Here is a 16,868-nt window from a genome sequence, read left to right as displayed (position 1 = left end):
GACCACCCCGCCTCAGAGCTCAGGTCGCGCGACGAATCGTCGCGGTGAAATCCGACGTGATCTCGCGCAGCCCTGTGACCTCGTCCAACCAGCCGACGGGCATGATTCCGGGGAATGTGCCGACATCCTCGTAGTAGAGCACGAGGGATTGTGCGGGTTGGTAGTAGGCGATCGTCGCCGCGGGAGCATTGCTGCTGCGTGGCGCGCCGCTGATCCTCAGGGCGGCGGGCAGCCTGCCGATCTTCTCCTGCGCTCCGAAATCGGTGAACTGCAGCGTCAGCGGCAGCAGCGCGAGAAGCGATGACGCGATCGGTGTGTGATCCACTGACCCGGTCAGGTGCATACCGGGAAGCTCGATGTCGATAGCGGTATGGCGTGAGGTCATGTCAGGTCTCCGGGCGGCGACGGCGAGGGGTCTGATGCAGCGGGTCATTCGTTGGCGATCTCGATCGTGACCTGGCCTTCGAGGAGGGCGAGCTGGTCGACGGTGGCGGAGTACGTGCCGATGTGGATGGTGGCGTCGGAGTAGTCGATGCCGTCGGCGTTGTAGTAGAACCCGATGTTCCCCCACGGGGCGTAGTAGATCAGGTCGCCGTCCTCCGGATCCGATCCGGGGGATCCCTGCGTGGTCAGCTCTCTGCTGAAGTAGGCGATCTTCTCGCGGCCGTTGAACTCTTCGACCGCGACCTCTGCCGGTAGCAGAGAGAGGAAGTCACGCACGGTGGGATTGTCTCCACCGATCGTGACGTCCACTGTGGTTCGGTCGGAGGTGAATCGGACGATTGTGCCCACGACCTGATCGACGGCCGCGGATTCGGTCTTCGTCGGCACGGGAGTCGCCTTCTGCGTCGGCGTCGCCGATGCACTGGACGTCGTGGGCGCCGGTGGTGCCGCCGTGCTCGCCCCGCACCCTGTCAGGACGGCGACCATAATCGCCGCGGCCCAGGCGGGGAGGGCCCTTCGCAGTTTCATGTGGCTTCTTCGTTCTGTCCAGCCGGACGTCGTCGGGCCTCCCGCCGGAGGAGTCGGGTCAGAGGGTGAGCAGCACTTTGGTGGCGCGGCGCTCGTTCATCGCGGTGTAGCCGGCGGCGGCGTCCTCGAGGGGGAGAGTGAGGTCGAAGACGACGCCGGGGTTGATCTTGCGGTCCCAGATCAGCTGGATCAGCTCGGGCAGGAACCGGCGGACCGGGGCAGGTCCGCCGTGCAGGTGGACGCCGGAGAAGAAGAGCTCGAGCCCGTCGAGTGAGACGTCGTGGGAGACGCCGACGTAGCCGATGTGGCCGCCGGGGCGGGTGGCGCGGATCGCCTGGTCCATGGATTCCTGGGTGCCGACGGCCTCGATCACGCTGTGGGCGCCGAGTCCGTGGGTGAGCTCCTTGATCTTCGCGACACCGGCGTCGCCGCGTTCTTCGACGATGTCGGTCGCGCCGAACTCGCGCGCGAGGGCCTGTCGGTCGGCGTGGCGGGACATCGCGATGATCCGCTCGGCGCCGAGCTCGCGTGCGGCGAGGATGCCGAGGAGTCCGACGGCGCCGTCGCCGACGACGGCGACGGTCTTGCCCGGGCCGGCTTCGGCGGCGACGGCGGCGAACCAGCCGGTGCCGAGCACGTCGGACGCCGCGAGCAGCGACGGGATCAGATCAGGGTCGGGCTGCCCAGGGGTGGCGACGAGGGTGCCGTCGGCCAGTGGGATGCGGGCGTACTCGGACTGGGTGCCGATCGCGCCCATCATCACGTTGTGCACGCAGCGGGACTGGTAGCCGGCCCGGCAGATCTCGCAGGTGTTGTCGGAGGCGACGAAGGACCCGACGACGAAGTCGCCGACCTTGACGTTCTGGACGTCCGCGCCGATCGCGGTGACGACGCCGACGTACTCGTGGCCCATCGGCTGCGGCGTCACGGCCAGTGGCTCGGCGCCGCGGTAGGGCCAGAGGTCGGATCCGCAGATGCACGATGCCGACAGGCGGATGATCGCATCGGTGGGCTCGAGGATGACGGGGTTGTCGCGGTCTTCGACCCGGACGTCGCCTGGGGCGTACATGGTGACCTGACGCATGGTGATGTTTCTCCTTAGTTGGTCGAACTGATGAGTGTGGGCCGACTCGAGGCGGCGGCATCCGGCACTGTTCTTTTCGAACGGGCGAGCAGGAAGAACGCGACGCCGGCGAGGAGGACCGAGACGGTGGTGACGAGGCCGAGGGGAAGGATGCTGAGGGCTCCGGCGACGCCGACCAAGGGCGCGGCGACACCACCGAAACCGAAGCGGACCATGCCGAGAAGGGAGGATGCGGTCCCGGCCATGTGGGGGTACTCCACGAGTGCGAGCGCGGTGGCGGGGGGTGAAGAGATGGCGACGCCGGCGGCAAGGAGGAACAGCGACACGATCACGACCCACAGCGGCATGGCGATGATGCCGGCGGCGAGCAGACCGAGGGCGCCGAATCCGGCGACCAGGATGCCGGTGGCGAGGGTGCCGGGGACGCTCCACCTCTCGGCGGCACGGCCGGCGAGGTATCCGAACGTCATGAATCCGGCCGAGTTCAGTCCGAAGGCCAGCGCGTAGCCGAGCGGGGACAGGCCGTAGATGTCCTGCAGCACGAACGTCGACCCGGCCAGGTAGGCGAACAGCGCCGCGTACAAGAACCCCTGATTCAGCACTGCTCCGAGGAACACGCGATCCGACAGGAGAGTCCGATAGTCGCGGATCGTCTGCCCGAACCCTCCGCGCGTGCGGTCCGCGGCCGGAAGGGTCTCGCGGAACACCAGCAAGGTGACGACGAGGATGCCGGCACCGATCAGGGAGAGGAAGACGAACAGCCCGCGCCAATCGGTGAAGGAGTTGAGCATGCCGCCCAGGAGCGGCCCGATGATCGCCGCGAACCCGCCGACGACCGTCAGTCGCCCGTAGAAGCGGATCAACGCCCCGCCCGTGTAGATGTCACGACCGGCGGCTTGGGCGATGACGATCCCCACACCTCCGGCGAGACCCTGCACGAACCGGGCGGCGATCAGCAGCTCCACAGTGGGACTGATCGCGCAGAGCGCGGACGTGACGATGTACGCCACGATGCCGATCAGCAGGATCCCTCGCCGTCCGAACCGGTCGGACAGCGGCCCGGCGATCAGCTGCCCGGCAGCGAGGCCGATCAGGCACGCGGTGACCGTCAGCTGAGCGACCGAGGTGACCGCACCCAGCGCCGCCGTCAGTGCAGGAAGTGCGGGCAGGTACAGGTCCATCGAGATCGGACCGAACACCGTGAGCAGCAACAGCAGGGTCGGCAGTGCGCGGCGGACTGCGGGCGGGGCGGTGAGCGACTGTTCGGGCATGTGTCAAGCCTGACCGCGCCCGCCGACGAGGGGGAGTCTCTGATGAGGGGTGTACCGAGAGGGCACCCTTCGTCCCCGGATGGCCGATTACCGTGAGACGGGCGAGAAGCCCGACCGACGCGAAGGAGAACCACGTGGCGCTCATCCTGGTCACCGGCTCGTCGGCCGGCCTCGGCCTCAACACCGCGATCGATCTCGCCGCCCGCGGGCACGCCGTCGTCGTCCACGCGCGCGATTCGTCTCGTCGCCCGCCGGAACCTGCAGCGGCGGCCTGGAACGGCATCCTCTACGGCGATCTCGCTGACCTGGATCAGGTGCGAGACGTCGCGCATCAGGCGGCGCACTTCGGCCGGTTCGACACGGTCGTCCACAACGCCGGAGCGCTCCACCACTCGGACGCCGTCAAGGTGAACACGATCGCTCCGTACGCTCTCACGGCGCTGATGGACAAACCTGCCCGGCTGATCTACCTCAGCAGTTCCATGCACCGCGGCGGGTCGACGAATCTCCAGGGGCTGGAGACCGGCGCAGCCTCCTACGGCGACAGCAAACTATGGGTGACCGCCCTCGCGCACCGGTGGCCGACCACGACCAGCCACGCCGTGGATCCCGGATGGGTGCCGACCCGGATGGGTGGGGCGCACGCACCGGACGACCTGACAGCGGGACACCAGACCCAGTTATGGCTCGCGACCCACCCCGACGTCACGCCCGTCACGGGGGGCTACTGGTACCACAAGCGCGTACAAGAACCCGATCCCTCGGCCGCGGACGAGGACTTCCAGGCTCGGCTCTTGGCAGCGCTCGAGTCGCACACCGGAATCCCGTTGCATGATCGGCTCTGACAGACCGACGACGCTGAAGGGTGCCATGACAGAGACTCCCTCGGCGACCCGGGACCGCTCTAGCCTGAATGCCATGGACAACCGAGCAGAGGTGCGCGAGTTCCTCATGACACGTCGCGCACGGGTCACCCCTGACGCCGTCGGTCTCACGGTCGGTCCCAATCGGCGCGTCGCCGGTCTGCGGCGCAGCGAGGTCGCCAGCCTCGCGGGAGTGAGCGTGGAGTACTACTCCAAGCTCGAGCGGGGGGCAGTCGCCGGGGCATCCGCATCCGTCCTGGACGCCGTCTCGCGTGCCTTGCAGCTGGATGACACCGAGCGAGCCCACCTTCTGGACCTCGCCCGCGCCGCAGACGGCATCCCCACCAGCGGTCGCCCCCGCCGTCGCGCGAGCAAGCCGACCGCGGCGCGACACAGTCTGCAGTGGGCACTGGCCTCGATCACCGACGCTGTCGCGTTCGTCCGCGACCAGCACCACGACCTCCTCGCCTTCAACGATCTGGGCCGGGCGTTCTACTCTCCGGTCATCGGCGACGGCGGGCGCACGCCCAACCTGGCCCGGTTCCAGTTCCTGGACCCGGCCGCGCGAGACTTCTACCCCGACTGGGACAAGTTCGCGGAGATGTGCGTCGCGGTCATGCGCGCGGAAGCCGGCCGCGACCCGCATGACAAGGGTCTGCAAGACCTCGTCGGAGAGCTCTCTCTGCGCAGCGACACCTTCCGCACACTGTGGGCGGCACACAACGTCCGCACCCACGGGGCCGGCACGAAACGCTTCCAGCATCCGATGGTCGGCGAATTGATCCTCGCTTACGAGGAACTCGCGATCACGGCCGAACCCGGCAACGTCCTCCTGATCTACACCGCCGAGCCGGGCTCGCCCTCCGCCGAGCGCCTGAGACTCCTTGCCTCCTGGGATGCCGACAACAGCCGGATCGCGTCCGAGACGGACACCGCTTCCCCTGCCGAGGGCGGCTCGCCGGCGGTACGAGGGGGCCGAGCTCCGGCCGGCCGACCGGGTCGGAAGGAATGACGTCCCCCCATCAATTCGCCTGCTGCCCGCTGCACTGTCAAGCCGTGCGGGGCGCGGAGGTCATCACTTTCTCACCTCGATCACCTGGGGACGACCCGTGTGCCCGCGTGGGGCCGGACGAGTGGCTCAGCTCGCGGTCGTCAGCACGCGCGCGACGCTGTTCGCCCGAGCCCCGGGCGTCGACTCGTCGATGTTGACCACGATGGGGGTGTGCTCGAGCACCTCTTCGCGCTCGTACTGCGCGTACGACATCACGATGACGACGTCGCCGGTGTGGACGAGTCGCGCGGCGGCGCCGTTGATCTGCATCACCCCGGTGCCGCGCTCGCCGGCGATCGTGTACGTCTCGAAGCGCGCGCCGTTGTTCACGTCGACGACGTGCACCTGCTCGTGCTCGACGATGTCGGCGAGATCCAGCAGATCCGCGTCGATCGTGATCGAGCCGACGTAGTTCAGGTCGCTGCCGGTGACGGTGGCGCGGTGGATCTTGGACTTGAGCAGGGTGCGACGCAAGGAGAACTCCGAGAGATAGTGGATCGAGTCCAATAATAGAACCGGCCGAGACCCGAATCGTGGTCCCGTGCCCGCCGCAGGTAGTCTGGACCCGATGGGGAACACTCGTGCCGAGGCGGCATATCTGCGGGCTGTCGCGGCGTTCCGAACCCCCACCCTCGACCTGCTCCACGGTCGCTACGCGCCCTTCGTGGTCGCAGCGCTCTCGATCGTGTTCACGGTCGATCGCCCGTCGGTGGAGATCTCCGATGCGCACGCCGAGGTCGCCGAGATCCTCGACCAGCTCCGAGCCGCGGGCTACGACGAGGGCGATCGCACGCTCCCGGTCGGCACCGCCCGTGAGATCTGCCGCTACTGGGTGCGGGTCGGCTGGCTCGTGCCGCAGATCGACGGCGACGCCGAGGTGTACCGCCTGACCGCGCACGCGGTGGGCGCACTGGAGATCACGGGGCGCACGGCCGGCGGCCGGACGCGCGTGTCGAACTCGCGCGTGCGCACCCTGCTCGAGGCGGTCGAGCGGCTCTCCGATCACGCCGAGACGGATCCTGCCGTCCGGATGGCCCGCCTCATCCAGGAGCGTGACGCGCTCGACGCCGAGATCGCCCGCCTCGAGCTCGGCCAGTCCGAGCCGATCGACGACGAGCAGCTCCTCGAAGAGGCAGAGAACGTCCTGCACCTTGCGCGCGAGCTGCCGGCGGACTTCACGCGTGTCGCCGAATCCATCAAGGCCATGCAGCGCGACGTCGTCGCCGACCTGCGTCGTGACGTCCGCCCGACAGGCGAGGTGCTGCGTGAGTACCTTCAGCGCGGGCAGCACGTCATGCAGTCCACCGCCGAGGGTCGCGCCTTCGCCGGCGCGCTGCGGCTCATCGGCGATCCGGAACGCATCGACAACCTCACCGAGCAGCTGCACACGCTGCTCGCCCAGCCGTTCACACGCCTCATGGACGGGGAACAGCGCAAGGAGCTGGACGCCATCGGCCGCCGCGTCGAGCTCGGCGTCGAGGAGGTGCTCACCGCGCAGCGCCGCGCCTCGCGCGTCATCACCGGACAGGTCCGCACCCACGACCCGATCCGCGACCGTCAGGTCGACGATCTGCTCCGCGACGTCATGTCGGGTCTGCAGACGTGGACCCGCAGTTCGTCCTCTGATGCACCGGTCGAGCCGCTGCGCAGTCTTCCGATGGCCGACGTCGGCCATCTGCGGCAGTCGGTGAGCGACATCCGGCCTCCCGGCGCGCCCGCTCCGCTTCCCACCTCGGACGAGGACGCGGTGTTCACGGATGCTGACACCCGCGCGTGGGGCGGACCCCGGTACGCCGAGCTCGAGGCGTATGTCGCCGGCCTCGGCGACGAGTTCGATCTGGGCGACGCGTTCCAGGGGGCGGACGACGACGCCCGACGACCGGTGGACCTCGTCGGCCTCCTCGAGATCGCGCACCGCAACGGCATGAGCGAACCCGGCGGGGTGTCTGTCGTCGAAGCCCTGCGCCCTGACGGGACGACGCGACGGTTCGCGTTCGGATCCGTGACCGCCCGCACCGCGAAGGAGCACGATGATGACTGAGACCGCCACACAGAGCGATCTCGACGCCACCGACGCCGCCGTGGAGGACGCTGCCGCGGGCGAGGCGTTCATCGCGCCCGCTGCGATGGAGAACGACCTCGACGAGCTCTTCCCCGGCGACCGCGGCGTGCTCGACCCCGCCGTGCGGCGTCTGTTCGTCCACGTCCTGCAGCGGCGGTTCCTCATGGCGGACCGCAACCGCGAGGAGTGGACGGTGCTGCTCGACAACCAGCAGCTCATCGAGTCGCGTCTCAACGATCTCTTCGTGCGCCTCGTGGTCGACCACGACCGCGGCGTCGCATACAAGCAGCAGGTGCGCTCCGACGAGTTCGAGATGCCGATCCTGCTCAGGGATGCCGCCTACACGCGCTCCGAGACCCTCGTGCTCGTGCACCTGCGCACCGTCTATCAGCGCGAGTCGGCCGCGGGTGAGCCGGCGGCGCGCGTGGACATCGAGGACGTCGAGCAGACGGTCATGAGCTACTTCGTGGACGCCGACGGCGACACCGCTCGCCGCCAGCGGTCGATCCGCAAGGCGATGGACCGGCTCGCGCGCGACGGCATCGTCGACGAGGAGACCACCGGCCGGTTCCGCATCAGCCCACTCGTCGAGATCGTGCTGAGTGCCGAGAAGCTGCGCGAGCTGCGCGACTGGCTGCGGACCCAGTCGGATCCGGCCGTCGCGGGGGGCGCAGCATCCGTCGCCTCCGTCGATGTGTTCGACGAGGCCGAAGACGACGACGAAGACGACCTCGAGGAGGCCGCGCTGTGACGATGCTCGACACGCTGTTCGGGCTGATCCCGGCGGCATCGCGCGGGCAGCAGTGGCTCGCCGAGGACCTGCAGCTCGTGAACTGGGGTGGTTACGACGGCGCGCACCGCGTGCGGTTCTCACCCGAGGCGACCCTGCTGTGCGGCGGCTCGGGCTCGGGCAAGTCGACGCTGATGGACGCGTACATCGCGCTCATGATGCCCCACACGACGCCGTTCAACGGCGCGTCGAACGGGGGAGTGACGGGGCGTCCGCGCGGCGACGAGCAGCGCAACATCCTCTCCTACGGACGCGGCAAGCTCGACGAGTCGCGCACCGAGGAGGGCACGAAGATGCGCGTGCTCCGCGGCGACGGCGAAGACACGTGGACCGCCGTCGCGATGACGTGGATCGACCACGACGGGTCCCGCTTCACCGCCGTGCGCGCGTGGTACATCCCGGCCGGCGCGCGCGTGCTCGAAGACACCGTGCGTGTCCGCGCGACGACGGACCGCGCGTTCGATCTCAGCTCGCTCCAGCAGGCTGCGGCGCTGCGCCTCTCCGACCTCTCGCTCCGCAACGCCGGACTCGACCCCGTGAGCACCGATCGCGAGTTCTCGGCGCGGCTGCACGCGGTGCTCGGGATCGGCGCCGCGGGCGCGGGTGGCAAGGCGATGAGCCTGCTCGCCCGCATCCAGGCCGGCCAGCAGATCACGACGGTGGACGATCTGTACAAGCGGCTCGTGCTCGAAGAGCCCGAGACGATGACCACGGCCGACGCCGTCGTCGCGCACTTCGACGGCCTCGAGAGCACGCGCACGCGCATGCTCACGGCGCGCCAGCAGGTGAGTGCACTCGAGCCGATCCATGAACTGCGCGAGAAGATCGCGGCAGCGGTGGAACGTGTGCGGCTCATCGACGAGGTCGGCGAGTTCTCCGACCCGGCATCGCTGGCGACGCTCTGGCGCGCCGATCGGCGACTGGGCATGCTGCGCGAGGTCGAGACCGAGCTGCGCGATCGGAAGAACGCCGCCGACACCACGCTTCGTGAGAAGCGTGCGCTGGCCGACGCCGCAGAGGCGGAGCGCGACGGACTCGTCGAGGTGCTCCGACTCTCGGGCGGCGATCGCCTCGAGACCGCGCAGCGGGAGCTGCGCGAGGTCGAGCGGCGGCTGACCGCGACGCAGAGCCGCCGCGCGGGGTTCGACGCAGACCTGCGCGCCATCGGCGAGGCCGCCGCCACGCACGCGGAGTTCACCGAGCTGATGGACCGCGCCCGCGCAAGCCTCGCAGACCGCGATGCGAAGGGCGGCGTGCGGGCCGAGTATGCCGAGGCGATCTCGGCGGAGAAGTCCGCAGCACGCGAGATCGCCGAGCTGGAGGCTGAGGTGCGGCGCGCGACCGGGCTGCAGGGCAACATCCCGCGGGCGCTGCACGAATCGCGCGAGCTCGTGGCGCGTGCGGCCGGCATCGAGGTCGAGGACCTGCCGTTCGTCGGCGAGCTCGTCGAGGTGCGCACGGAGTTCGAGCCGTGGCGCGAGGCCTTCAACCTCGCGCTGGGTGGTTTCGCGACGACGCTGCTCATCGACGTGGACCATCTCGGGCGGTTCCGCACGGCGATCGACGCGGTGCGCACGCCGGTGCGGCTGCGCTACGAGGGCGTCCACGCCGGACTCGACGAGGCGGACCTGCGCGACACGACCACGCTGCCCGGTCGTCTCGATTACCAGAGCACGCCGTTCACGGGCTGGCTGCAGGAGCGCCTCGCCGACCGCTTCGGCTTCGTGTGCGTCGACTCCGCCACCGGCCTGTCGCAGCACCGCATGGCGCTCACGATCACCGGTCAGATGTCGCAGGGCAGTCGAGGTGCGCACGGCGGCCACGGCCGTGAGAACGTGCTCGGGTTCTCCAACGACCGGCGGCTCGCCGACCTCGCGCGGCAGCTCGACGACGCCCGTGCGCGGCTCGAGCGAGCGGCGGAGAACCGCAAGCGGGCGGATGCCGCGCTGGACGCCGTCGACGCTCGCTTCGCGGTGTACGCCAAGGTCCGCGATCTCACGTGGGAGCAGGTCGACGTCGCCGCCGTCACGGCCGAGCGGGACCGCTGGCTCGCCGTGCAGGACGACGTGACGGCAGCCAATCCCGAGATCGCCCGCGCGCAGGGGCAGATCGCCGCGGCCAAGGGCAAGGCGGCACGCCTGCGCGAAGAGATCGCGCGCACCACGGTCGAGCGCGAGCAGATCGAGTCGCAGTGGAGCGACGTCATCGACGACGTCGACGCGGACCAGACGGTGATCGACGCCGCCGAAGACGCGGGACGGATGCTGCGCCCCGAGCAGATCGCGTTCCTCGACGAACGTTTCAGCCTGACCGAGACATCGCGGCCGGCGAGCGCATCGGACGCGCTGGCCGGTTTCGTCGCCGCGCTCACGACCGCCGCGCAGCGGTTGACCGAGGACCGCCGGGCCGCCGCCGACTCGCTCGAGCAGCAGCGCGACAGCGTGCGGCGGATCATGGTGAGCTTCCTGGAGCGCTGGCCGAACCCGAACCTCCTGCCCGACCCGGATGAGTCCGTCGACGACTTCGAGCGCATCCTGGAGGCGCTCCGAACGAGCGGGCTCCACGAGCTCGAGGCCGAGTGGCGCGACAGCCTGCTGAAGCTGTCGGGCAACGACCTCACGAACCTCGACTCGACGCTGAGCCGCTCGATCCGCGAGATCCGCGATCGCATCGAGCCGATCAACGAGATCATGCAGGACCTGCCGTTCTACGACGACGATCACCGCCTGCAGATCACGACGCGCGAGAACCAGTCGGAGGCGCGCCGCCGCTTCCGCCGCGAACTGCGCGAGGTGCGTGCGCTCATCGAGGCGGCATCGTCCGACGATGAGCGCGAGCAGGTCTACCGGCGGATGTCGAAGCTGATCGGCCACATGCGCCGCTCGGCCCCCGACTTCGGCGACCTGATCGACGTGCGCAACCATGTGCGCGTGAGCGCCGAGCGCGTCGACGCCGCGACCAAGCAGCACGTCGCGCTCTACGACCACATCGGCGAGAAGTCCGGCGGCGAGTCGCAGGAGCTGATCGCCTTCATCGTCGGCGCGGCCCTGCGGTATCAGCTCGGCGACGCCGGTGCGGTGCGTCCGCGCTACGCCCCGGTGTTCATGGACGAGGCGCTGATCAAGGCCGACGCCCACTTCACCAAGCGCGCGATCGGCGCGTGGCGGGGCCTCGGCTTCCAGCTCGTGATCGGTGCGCCGAACGACAAGTACAGCGCCATCGAACCGCACGTCGACGTCGAGTACGACATCCTCAAGGACACCCGCGGTCGCTCGTGGGCGAAGCCCAAGGTCGGCCTGCAGGCCCGCTAGGAACCGGCGCTGAGAAGCGGCACGGTCACCACGCCCGATGCCCCGTCGACGGTCACATCGACGCCCGTCGTGATCGTCTCGGTCGCGCGCGCAACTCCGACGACCGCGGGGATGCCGTACTCCCGCGCGACGACCGCGCCGTGGCTGTTGGCGCCTCCCATCTCCATGACGAGGCCGCCCGCCGTGAGGAACAGCGGGGTCCAGCCCGGATCGGTCGAGGGGGCGACGAGGATCTCGCCGGGCTCGAGGTGCGCCCCGACCGGGTCGAGGATGACGCGCGCGGGGGCGGTGACGATCCCGGCCGACGCCGGGGTGCCCCGCAGCGCCCCGGGCTGATCAGAGGCGGCGCCGACGGCTTCCGGTTCCGTGCCGTCGGAGAGCAGCATGCGCGGCACATGCCGACGCCGGAGCTCGGTGTCGTATCGCTCTCTGCGCTCGCGGACCGTCGCACGCATGTCGGTGCCGGCCGCGGCGCGGTTCGTCTCGTCGAAGTCGAGGAAGAACACGTCGGCGGGATCTGCGACCCGACCCGCGGCGGCGAGCTCGACGCCGATGGCGACCAGTTCCGCGCGTGCCCGGCGCATCGCGATGATCATGAGGAACTTCGGCATCTCGCGCATGCCGACGAGCGCTCGAGCCCGCCGAAGGCAGAACCCGGCGGCGGCGGCGCGAAGCCGGCTGCGCTCACGCGCGCGGTGGACGAGGGTGTCGATCATCGCCTCGGCGTCGCGCGCACCGGCGGCGAAGTGCTGCGCGGGGGTCGCAGCATCCGTGTCGAGGCGAAGGTAACCCGTCAGCACGCCGAAGAGGTGGGTGGGGTCTTCAGCCCATCGCGGCATGCCGAGATCGATCTCCGCGACGGCGCGGTGGCCGTAGCGGGCGAGGAAGTTCGCCATCGCGCGCTGCAGCACGGCCGGCAACGCGCCCGCGAGGTAGGCGTCGGCGAGGTCTTCGGCGTCGCGGGTGCGAAGCGCCGCAGCCGACTCGGCGTCGCGCCGCGCGCGCACCGCGACGTCCCACAGTTCGAGATCCATCTGCGTGGTGACGTTGTCGGGCACACTGCGGAGCACGGTCTGGAGGTCTCCCGGCTGCGTCGAGCCGCGCAGCAGCCGGGCGGCGAGCCCGAGCATTCCGAATCCGACGACGGCGCCGGGCAGGCTCCGCGGCGCCAGGGGCATCGTGCGCAAGAGCAGATCGACGACGCCGTCGACGCGGGTCGGGATGTCGCCGCCGGCGATGTCCCGCGCCCGCACCTCGGCGGCGAGCCGCTGCACCCGTCGCTGGGCGGCGGCCGGGCTGAAGAACGCCTGTCCGAGGAGCAGGGGCAGCCGTATGCGGGCGGCAAGGTGCAGGAAGCCGCGGGCGAAGCGTCGCCGCGACCGCGGGAGCACCGTGAACCGCGGGTCGTCGAACAGCCCGCGCAGCACGACGGCGGAGCGCGCCTCCATCACGTCGAGCGCCCGAGGGAAGATCTCACGGCCGACCGCCGAGCGCACGACGGGCGTCGCGTCGACGAAGATGCGCTCGCCGCCGATGGCGAACGCGCCGGGTCCGTCGACGATGCGGGCCGGGCGTCGGCCGATGAGGTCGAGGAACCCCGAGCCGATCACCCGGAAGGCGGCGATGCCCATCGGCGTGATGGGCCGATGGAGCCCCTGCGCGAGGCTGACGCAGAAGTACACACGGGTGTCGGTGGCAGGGCGGGGTGCATCGCGTACCGGCACGGGGAAGAGCGTCGTCACCGGCCGCGACTGGGTGAGCCAGGCGTGCCCGTCGCCGTCGATCGCCCACTCGATGTCCTGCGGGCTGCCGAACGCGCGCTCCACTCGGTCTCCGAGCGCGGCGAGCGCACGCACCTGCGCGTCGGTGACGCTCGCCGGCTGGTCGGCCTCACCGCCGGGTCGCCGATCGAGGATCCGCCCTGTCGCCGTGTCGACGACGAAGTGATCCGGGTCGACCGAGCCCGACACGACGGCCTCGCCGAGGCCGCGTGCCGCGTCGAGCACCGCCTGACGGCGGCGACCGGTCACCGGGTCGGCCGTGAACAGCACGCCGGCGGACTCGGCGTCGACCATCCGCTGCACGACGACCGCCAGCGCGACTCCCGCGCCCTCGATGCCCTGGGCGGCGCGGTACGCGACCGCTCGGTCGGTCCAGAGGGACGCCCAGCAGCGGTGGACGGCGTCCAGCACGTCGTCGACGCCGGCGACGTCGAGGTATGTGTCCTGCTGGCCGGCGAAGCTCGCTCCGGGCAGGTCTTCCGCGGTCGCCGACGATCGGACGGCGACGGCGCCTGCCCTGGGCGCCAGGCGATCGTACGCCTCCCGCACCGCCCGGGCCACCTCGTAGGGGAACGGCGCCTCGAGCACGGCCGCACGGGCGGCCGCGGCATCCGTGATCGTCCCCGATTCGACCGCTGACCCACGCACCGCGCGCCGATACGCCGCGGTCGTGACGCAGAAGCCCGGCGGGACGTCGAAGCCCGCGCGGATCAGTTCGCCGAGGTTCGCCGCCTTGCCGCCGACGGTCGCGAGGTCAGCGACCGACAGCTCCGCGAGGTCGACCACGAAGCTCCCCTGCGGTGCGGGGCTGGACGCGGCCATGGTGTCGTCCTATCGGCCAGGTCGGCCCACGCTCGTGGGCTCAGGTGCAGAATCGCACTCCGCGCACCCCGCCACAAGATCGACACCGGCCCGGCCGGGCGTCAGTCGGCCCAGGCCCCCTCGATGGCGATGTCGCGTCCGAGCACCCTCGACGCCGCGCGGTGGCCCGAGAACATCGCGGCGGGCACGGTCGCCGGGTCGTCGGTCCACGTCGCCTCGCCGGCGAGGTGGAGCACGCCGCCGATCGGCGTCGCGAGGTCGTCGTGGTCGGCCGTCGTCGACCCGACCGTCATGTAGGCGTACGACCCGTGGGACCACGGGTCGTCCTGCCAGTCCGTGACGTGCACGTACGTCGGCAGCTCGACGCGGTCGCCGTACAGGCGCCGGAGCTGCACGAGGATGGACTCGACGATCTCGTCCTCGGTCCAGTCCCACGTCTCGACCGCCGCCGGGCCGGCCGCGAAGGTCAGCAGCGTCGGCGTGCCGTCGAGCGCGGTGAGGTCGTACCACGAGTGCCACCACCGGCTCTCCGGGCCCTGCTGGCGGATCGCGTAGACGCCGTCGTCCCAGAACTTCGTCGGGAACCGCAGGAACACCTTCTCGAACGCGTTCATCGTGAGCCTGCTCAGCGCACCTGCGACGGGTTCAGGCAATGCGGGCTCGATCACGAACTCGTCCGACTGCAGCACGCCCACCGGCACCGTGACGATCGCGGTATCGGCGGCGAACAGCCCGTGGTCGGTCGTGACCAGCACGCCCTCCGCCGACCACTGCACGTCGGACACGACATGGATCAGACGGATGTCGAGTCCCTCGGCGAGCCGCCGGGGAAGGCGGTCGTACCCGTCGGGGAACACGACCTCGTCGCCGTCGATCGAGTCGTCGTCGAGCCCGTGGGCGGCGAGGTCCTCGATCCAGGCGCCGTACTGCTCCTCCGAACGGTGCTCGAGGTACTCGCGCACGCGCTGCGTCCGCTCCGCGTCCCATCCCTGGGCGGCGAGCGCGGCGTCGGTCACGTCGCGGTACGACGCATCGGGAGCGGATGACGCGACCACCTCCCGCAGCGTGGCGTCCACGGCGTGGATGTCGTCGATGAATGCCCGGGTGGCGGCATCCGTCAATCGCTTCCCGTCGGGTCCGTAGTACGCGATCGGCCGGCTGTCGGGCTGGTAGCCGCCGACGGTGAACTCGACGGTGCGCATGCCGAAAGCCTCCGCCGCCGCGGCGACGGGGGAGTCGGTGATGCCGTGGATCCACGAGGCGCCCATGTCGGTCACGATCCCCGGGAAATGGCGGTCTGTCGAGACCCGGCCGCCCACGCGGTCGCGGGCCTCGAGCACGACGACACGATGGCCGGCCCTGCCCAGGAGGCGCGCGGCGGTCAGACCCGCCACCCCCGCGCCCACCACGATCGTGTCGAAATGCTCCATCTGCGATCCTCCTGGCCGGCGCATCACCGCGCCCTTCGACGCTAGCGGCATCCGGGCGATCGTCGATCCCCACCGCCGTCGCGTCAGAGCTTGTACCCGATGGCGCGCAGCAGATCGCGGCGGTCGGCGACGTCCTGTTCGGTCTCGACGCCGGCCGGCGGCCGGCCGTCGATGACACCCGCGACGCCGCGGCCGGCGTCGGTCACGGCGACGAGCATCTGGATGGGGTTCGCGGTCGCGCAGTAGACGGAGCAGACCTCGGGCACGGCCTTCACCTGGTTGAGGACGTTCACCGGGAAGCCGCCCTGCAGCATGATCACGAACGAGTGGCCCGCGCCGATCGCCAGCGCGGCGTCGACGGCGAGGGCGACGAGGTCGTCGTCGTTGCCGGTGCGACGCACGAGCCGCGCGCCGGACGCCTCGCAGAACGCGACCCCGAACCGCAGGGTTCCCCCCACCCCGGCGAGCGCTTCGTGAAGATCCTCGACGGTCTTGATGAAATGCGATTGGCCCACGATGACGTTCACGTCGTCCGGCTTCTCCAGCGGAACGACCTCGATGTCGACGGTCATGGGAACCTCCTCCGACAGCGCCAGCCTAGACTCCCGGCCCCCTCGCCGCGCGGGGTGCACGCGCCCTGTCCTGCCCGGCTGGTGAGCCTGGCCTACCGCATGCTCGACCTCGGTGGGACCATGAACCATGGCGACCGAGGCCGACGGGGGCGGAGCCGAGAGCGACGCCGCGCTCGCGCGTCGGCTGCAGATCCTCGCGACCGAGCACTGGGGGCTGCTCGCCGCCCGCAGCACGGCGCAGAGCGAGGTGCTCACGCGGATCAGCATCTATCTCACGCTCGTCTCGGCGGGCCTCGTCACGATCGGCCTGCTCGGGCAGGCGACGCGGTTCGGGTCGTGGTTCCCCGCGGCGGCGCTCGGCATCCTCGGGTTCCTGTCGGTCGTCGGCCTGCTCACGCTCATGCGCGTGATGACCGTCGCCGAAGAGGACCTCATGTACGTGGTCGCGATGAACCGCATCCGCGGCGCCTACGCCGACGTCGATGCCACCGCCGCCGGCTATTTCCTCGCCTCACCCAGCGACGACCAACTCGGGTCCATGGTGACGTACTCGTTCCTTCGCTACCGCGGCGGGCTGGAACAGGTGCTCGGCTCGTCGATGATCCTCAGCATCCTCGTCAACGGGTCGGTCGGGGGCATGTTCGTCGGCGGTCTCTGCGCGGCGCTCGGGATGCCCGTGATCGCGGCGGTCGTCGTCGGCGTCGTGGTCGGTCTCGCCATCGTCGCGACCGCCGTCTCTTACGGCGGGTTCCGCTACCGGATGGTGTGGAAGACGTATGCGCCGCTCCGCCCGAGCGCGGGCGCGCCGCCGCACTGGCGCGGACGCTGACCTCCACACCCCGACAGGCGGTGCAGGACA

Annotated in this window: 14 protein-coding genes; 6 read left to right on the top strand and 8 right to left on the bottom strand. The window is 70.4% G+C overall.

Annotated elements, in window-relative coordinates; translation table 11 throughout:
* Nucleotides 1-19: 19 nt before the first annotated feature.
* The 4 genes from J2Y46_RS15740 to J2Y46_RS15725 all read right to left on the bottom strand — a co-directional run bounded on the left by J2Y46_RS15740 (nucleotide 20) and on the right by J2Y46_RS15725 (nucleotide 3,327).
* Nucleotides 20-385, bottom strand: a complete 366-nt coding sequence (locus J2Y46_RS15740; RefSeq protein ID WP_157005511.1) for a cyclophilin-like fold protein — start codon at nucleotides 383-385, stop codon at nucleotides 20-22.
* A 44-nt stretch (nucleotides 386-429) separates the two neighbouring features.
* The gene (locus J2Y46_RS15735; protein ID WP_245619580.1) at nucleotides 430-831 is read right to left on the bottom strand and encodes a cyclophilin-like fold protein; all 402 of its coding nucleotides are present in this window, start codon (nucleotides 829-831) and stop codon (nucleotides 430-432) included.
* A 199-nt stretch (nucleotides 832-1,030) separates the two neighbouring features.
* Complete coding sequence (locus J2Y46_RS15730) at nucleotides 1,031-2,056, bottom strand: zinc-dependent alcohol dehydrogenase family protein (RefSeq protein WP_310243510.1); 1,026 nt, start codon at nucleotides 2,054-2,056, stop codon at nucleotides 1,031-1,033.
* 14 nt (nucleotides 2,057-2,070) lie between these two features.
* Nucleotides 2,071-3,327, bottom strand: coding sequence for a multidrug effflux MFS transporter (locus J2Y46_RS15725; RefSeq protein ID WP_310243507.1), 1,257 nt, complete (start codon nucleotides 3,325-3,327; stop codon nucleotides 2,071-2,073).
* 134 nt (nucleotides 3,328-3,461) lie between these two features.
* Between J2Y46_RS15725 and J2Y46_RS15720 the strand changes: the two genes are divergently transcribed.
* Both J2Y46_RS15720 and J2Y46_RS15715 read left to right on the top strand, forming a co-directional pair.
* Entirely contained in the window at nucleotides 3,462-4,172 is a 711-nt protein-coding gene (locus J2Y46_RS15720) for an SDR family NAD(P)-dependent oxidoreductase (RefSeq protein ID WP_310243505.1), read from the top strand.
* Between the two features lie 73 nt (nucleotides 4,173-4,245).
* Complete coding sequence (locus J2Y46_RS15715) at nucleotides 4,246-5,202, top strand: helix-turn-helix transcriptional regulator (protein ID WP_084695565.1); 957 nt, start codon at nucleotides 4,246-4,248, stop codon at nucleotides 5,200-5,202.
* 126 nt (nucleotides 5,203-5,328) lie between these two features.
* Here J2Y46_RS15715 and panD read toward each other — a convergent pair whose 3' ends face one another.
* Entirely contained in the window at nucleotides 5,329-5,715 is a 387-nt protein-coding gene (panD, locus tag J2Y46_RS15710; RefSeq protein WP_045299221.1) for an aspartate 1-decarboxylase, read from the bottom strand.
* Nucleotides 5,716-5,809: 94 nt separating this feature from the next.
* On the opposite strand from panD, the gene J2Y46_RS15705 reads away from it, so the two are divergent.
* The 3 genes from J2Y46_RS15705 to J2Y46_RS15695 are packed head-to-tail and all read left to right on the top strand — an operon-like array spanning nucleotide 5,810 to nucleotide 11,404.
* The gene (locus J2Y46_RS15705) at nucleotides 5,810-7,282 is read left to right on the top strand and encodes a DUF3375 domain-containing protein (RefSeq protein WP_310243502.1); all 1,473 of its coding nucleotides are present in this window, start codon (nucleotides 5,810-5,812) and stop codon (nucleotides 7,280-7,282) included.
* Nucleotides 7,275-8,054, top strand: coding sequence for a DUF4194 domain-containing protein (locus J2Y46_RS15700; protein WP_084695564.1), 780 nt, complete (start codon nucleotides 7,275-7,277; stop codon nucleotides 8,052-8,054). The genes J2Y46_RS15705 and J2Y46_RS15700 overlap by 8 nt, the downstream gene beginning before the upstream one ends.
* Entirely contained in the window at nucleotides 8,051-11,404 is a 3,354-nt protein-coding gene (locus tag J2Y46_RS15695) for an ATP-binding protein (protein ID WP_310243499.1), read from the top strand. The genes J2Y46_RS15700 and J2Y46_RS15695 overlap by 4 nt, the downstream gene beginning before the upstream one ends.
* On the opposite strand, the gene J2Y46_RS15690 is transcribed toward J2Y46_RS15695, so the two are convergent.
* The 3 genes from J2Y46_RS15690 to J2Y46_RS15680 form a co-directional block, all read right to left on the bottom strand.
* Complete coding sequence (locus J2Y46_RS15690) at nucleotides 11,401-14,007, bottom strand: PEP/pyruvate-binding domain-containing protein (RefSeq protein ID WP_310243497.1); 2,607 nt, start codon at nucleotides 14,005-14,007, stop codon at nucleotides 11,401-11,403. The genes J2Y46_RS15695 and J2Y46_RS15690 overlap by 4 nt on opposite strands.
* A gap of 101 nt (nucleotides 14,008-14,108) precedes the next feature.
* The gene (locus J2Y46_RS15685) at nucleotides 14,109-15,437 is read right to left on the bottom strand and encodes an NAD(P)/FAD-dependent oxidoreductase (RefSeq protein WP_310243495.1); all 1,329 of its coding nucleotides are present in this window, start codon (nucleotides 15,435-15,437) and stop codon (nucleotides 14,109-14,111) included.
* Between the two features lie 83 nt (nucleotides 15,438-15,520).
* Entirely contained in the window at nucleotides 15,521-16,009 is a 489-nt protein-coding gene (locus J2Y46_RS15680) for an adenosine-specific kinase (RefSeq protein ID WP_045299093.1), read from the bottom strand.
* Nucleotides 16,010-16,136: 127 nt separating this feature from the next.
* Between J2Y46_RS15680 and J2Y46_RS15675 the strand changes: the two genes are divergently transcribed.
* Nucleotides 16,137-16,838 (top strand): hypothetical protein, encoded by a 702-nt coding sequence (locus J2Y46_RS15675; protein WP_310243493.1) that lies wholly within the window; start codon nucleotides 16,137-16,139, stop codon nucleotides 16,836-16,838.
* Nucleotides 16,839-16,868: the final 30 nt, after the last annotated feature.

This window comes from Microbacterium sp. BE35, from assembly GCF_031457705.1.
GTDB classification, from domain to species: Bacteria; Actinomycetota; Actinomycetes; order Actinomycetales; family Microbacteriaceae; genus Microbacterium; species Microbacterium trichothecenolyticum.
The sequence above is the reverse complement of the archived record's forward strand: the minus strand, read 5'-3'. Positions and strand labels throughout refer to the sequence as shown.